General features: G+C 51.7%; 3 protein-coding genes. 2 read left to right on the plus strand and 1 reads right to left on the minus strand.

Going from position 1 to position 3,514, the window contains the following annotated elements; genetic code table 11:
* Window positions 1-276 precede the first annotated feature (276 nt).
* Window positions 277-966, minus strand: a complete 690-nt coding sequence (locus KBY97_RS14545; protein ID WP_255148054.1) for a LuxR C-terminal-related transcriptional regulator — start codon at window positions 964-966, stop codon at window positions 277-279.
* Window positions 967-1,046: 80 nt separating this feature from the next.
* Between KBY97_RS14545 and KBY97_RS14550 the strand changes: the two genes are divergently transcribed.
* Entirely contained in the window at window positions 1,047-1,550 is a 504-nt protein-coding gene (locus KBY97_RS14550) for an MAPEG family protein (RefSeq protein ID WP_255148057.1), read from the plus strand.
* A gap of 210 nt (window positions 1,551-1,760) precedes the next feature.
* Window positions 1,761-3,452 carry a DNA methyltransferase gene (locus KBY97_RS14555; RefSeq protein WP_255148059.1) on the plus strand — a complete coding sequence of 564 codons (1,692 nt, stop codon included), beginning with the start codon at window positions 1,761-1,763 and terminating at the stop codon, window positions 3,450-3,452.
* Window positions 3,453-3,514 lie beyond the last annotated feature (62 nt).

The following is a 3,514-nucleotide window of genomic DNA, read 5'->3' on the forward strand; positions in this document are numbered from 1 at the left end:
GCTCCTGCATTACCTCCACTTCCATGAAGCTCGGTGCAGAAAGCCACAGCCCGGAGCCGTCAGCGTCAACAAGCCCGAACTCGCTGCAATCGGTGGACCGATTCTCTACGAGCAACAAACTCCTAGCCCCTCGAGTGGACAGGCCACCAAAATCTTCTTGCTCAGCCGCCTAAGCTCCCTGCCTGCCACTCAGGGGCAGCGTTGGACGGCTTAAGTTGTCAGTAAGGACTGCCGCCGAAGATTTACTGGTCAGCGCTCAGAGTCAAGTAGGTGAACTCAACCTTTTAACTTTGCGATCATTTCAGCACGAGCAGAAACGTCTAGCTTCTGAAACATTCGCTTGAGCGCTTGTTTCACTGCATCTCGGCTGATATTCAGCTTCAAACCAATTTCTCGATTGCTGAAGCCTTGAGCAACTAATTCCGCAATCTCAACCTCTCGCGGGGTTAGACAATTATTGAAAGATGGTGAGATCGCAAATCGCAGAGTTGCCAGACGAACGGATAAGTGCTGACACAGAGAACTCAATTGAATCAGGTCAGTGTCGTTAAAGCCAGGAAGCTCCTTTCCACGCATAAAATAAATCCCGCCGATTAACCGACCAGAACCTATTAAGGGTGCAACCATTGCATGTTCAAGACCATAAACACAAAATACGTCTTGGTAGAGCTTGCTCTGGTGCCAATCGTTTAACGACTGGACTGAAAGGTGATGAACCGGAGTTTGTTGCTGTACCAAGCGTTGGCTGATCGGATCTGCACTTTGCCCAACTTCTCGATAGCGATCGCGAAACGGATCTGGCAAGCCCCAAAGGTCTGACTCAACCACTCGAAAACGGGTATCTAGCAAATCTAGCCCCCAAGCAGTCGCTCCAACCAGATCACCTGCTTCATCGATGAAGCAAGCACGCAACTGCGCTTCATTTGCAATGCTAGTGAGCTTATTAATCAGAGAATCAAATCGCATAAATTTGTACCCAGCTGGGGACTTGTCGAGATGGTGATGCAATTCTATTTTACAGAAGTGATCCACAATTCAGATTTCTTATGTCTATCCCCGTTTCATCCTTGTTTATTGGGCTCAATGGCTTGATTGCGTTTGCTTTATCTTACATTGTTGTGATGGAGCGCATCAAGGCTCGGATTTGGCATAGAGAAACTGAGTCGGAGGTATGCTGCCAGCCCAGCTATCTTGAGCATCCCAATGCATGGGCAGCTTATGTTGAAAGCTACACTCAGAAATCTGTGATCACAAAATCATCTGATGATGGCATTCTTCAGCGCAAAGTGCGTGCCTATGGCAACTTTACGGAATATGTACCCTTGGGGCTATTGTTTATCATCATGCTGGAATTGATGCGCTCACCGTGTTGGATGCTCTGGTTGCTTGGAAGTGCGCTAACGATCGGACGGGTCGCTCACGCATGGGGCTTGATCACCACTTACGGTCCCTCACTAGGTCGTGCAGTTGGATTTTTCCTGACTTGGCTGGTTTACATTGTTGGGGCTATTACCTGCATTTACTACGGTGTCATTGGAGTTCTCTCGTGATTGCCAGCCGCCCAACACGTCATGGCAGCGGGCGGTCGAAAGCTGCTTGTAGGGTTGCCAAGTCTGTCTGCCTCCGCTGCATTTTGCTGTTAGGTGCATCGAAGCTGCCAAGGCATTAGTGCCTCCAAGCAAGGGTCTCGTCTCGGCGGGTATTCGCAGCACCGACTAAGCTGAAACGAATACTTTCTTGTCAAGTTCAGAGTCAGCCCTATGCCCATTAGCTGGAATGAAATCAAGAGCCGGGCACTGTCTTTCTCCAAAGAGTGGGCAAATGAGACTGCGGAGAATGCTGAGGCGAAATCATTCTGGGATGGCTTCTTCTATGTTTTTGGCATCAGCCGCAAGCGGGTGGCCTCGTTTGAAGAGCCGGTAATAAAGCTGGGGGATCGTCGAGGCTTCATCGACCTCTTCTGGAAGGGAACGCTGCTGGTTGAGCACAAATCTCGGGGCAAGGATCTCGATCTTGCCTACACCCAAGCCCTCGATTATTTTCCCGGGATTGCCGAGCGCGACCTACCCAAATACATCCTCGTTTCCGACTTTGCCAGGTTTCGTCTTTACGACTTGGATGATAATGAGCAGCATGAGTTCGCCCTGGGAGATTTCTACAACCAGGTGAAGCTTTTTGGCTTCATCGCTGGCTATCAGAGGCATCGGATCCGCGAGCAGGATCCGGTCAACATCGAGGCGGCCGAAGCCATGGGCCGTCTTCATGACCAGATGAAGGAGGTGGGTTACGACGGACACCCCCTGGAGCTCTACTTGGTACGGCTGCTCTTCTGTTTGTTTGCTGAAGATACAGGCATATTTGAGCGGCAGCAATTTCAGGAGTTCATCGAACAGCGCACTGCGGAAGACGGTAGTGATCTGGCAGCCCAGCTTAGTGGATTGTTTCAGGTTCTGAACACGGCACCTAATCAGCGCCTGAAAAACCTGGATGAACAACTTGCGGCCTTCCCTTGCGTAAATGGTTTGCTATTTTCAGAAACCTTGCCTCATGCGGGCTTCGATGCTCGCATGCGCCAAGGATTGCTCGATTGCACGGCGCTGGACTGGGGTCGGATCTCTCCAGCAATCTTCGGCTCGTTGTTCCAGTCGATTATGGATCGCACGGCCCGCCGAAACTTGGGTGCCCACTACACCAGCGAGGGCAACATCCTCAAGTTGATCAAGCCGCTGTTTCTGGATCAGTTGTGGGAAGAGTTCGAGCGGGTGAAGGGGCAAACCAAACGCCTCCAGGAGTTCCATCAGCGGCTGCGGGAGCTTACTTTTCTAGATCCCGCCTGTGGCTGTGGAAATTTTCTGGTGATTGCCTATCGGGAGTTGCGCCTGTTAGAGCTATCCATTCTGAAGCAGTTAATCCACTCTGACCAGCTGGTGCTCGATGTGAGTCAGCTGATTCGCCTGAACGTGGATCAGTTCTATGGCATTGAGTTCGAGGAGTTTCCCTCACAGATTGCCCAGGTGGCCCTCTGGTTGATGGATCACCAGATGAACATGTTGATTTCTGAGGAGTTCGGCTTGTATTTTGCCCGGATCCCACTTCAGGCCAGCAGCACGATCCTGCATGGCAATGCGCTCAGAACCGACTGGGCGACTCTGCTCCCCTCGGGCCGATTCAGCTATGTGATGGGCAACCCTCCCTTTGTGGGGGCGAAATTCCTGAGCGCTGAGCAAAAAGCCGATGTAAGCAACGTGTTTGAGGGGATCAGGAATGCGGGTCTGCTTGATTTTGTAGCGGCTTGGTATGTTAAGGCAGCAAGACTCATTGCCAGTAGTGAAAGTCGCTGCGCTTTCGTTTCAACTAACTCCATCTGTCAGGGTGAGCAGGTGGGAGTGAGGTGGTCTGGTTTTTCTGGACAGGGTCCATCGTTAACCTGTGAGGCGGGGCACCGCCCCTGAAAGGGGGCTCCCACCCATGAGCAAACGCCGCACCCATAGCCCCGAGTTCAAGGCCAAGGTCG

The sequence above is a fragment of the Synechococcus sp. ATX 2A4 genome, from assembly GCF_024346375.1.
GTDB lineage: Bacteria > Cyanobacteriota > Cyanobacteriia > PCC-6307 > Cyanobiaceae > MW101C3.

Coding starts and splice junctions, on each gene's coding strand:
- KBY97_RS14545 (WP_255148054.1), bottom strand. CDS start 966: ATGCGATTTGATTCTCTGATTAATAAGCTCACTAGCATTGCAAATGAA.
- KBY97_RS14550 (WP_255148057.1), top strand. CDS start 1,047: ATGTCTATCCCCGTTTCATCCTTGTTTATTGGGCTCAATGGCTTGATT.
- KBY97_RS14555 (WP_255148059.1), top strand. CDS start 1,761: ATGCCCATTAGCTGGAATGAAATCAAGAGCCGGGCACTGTCTTTCTCC.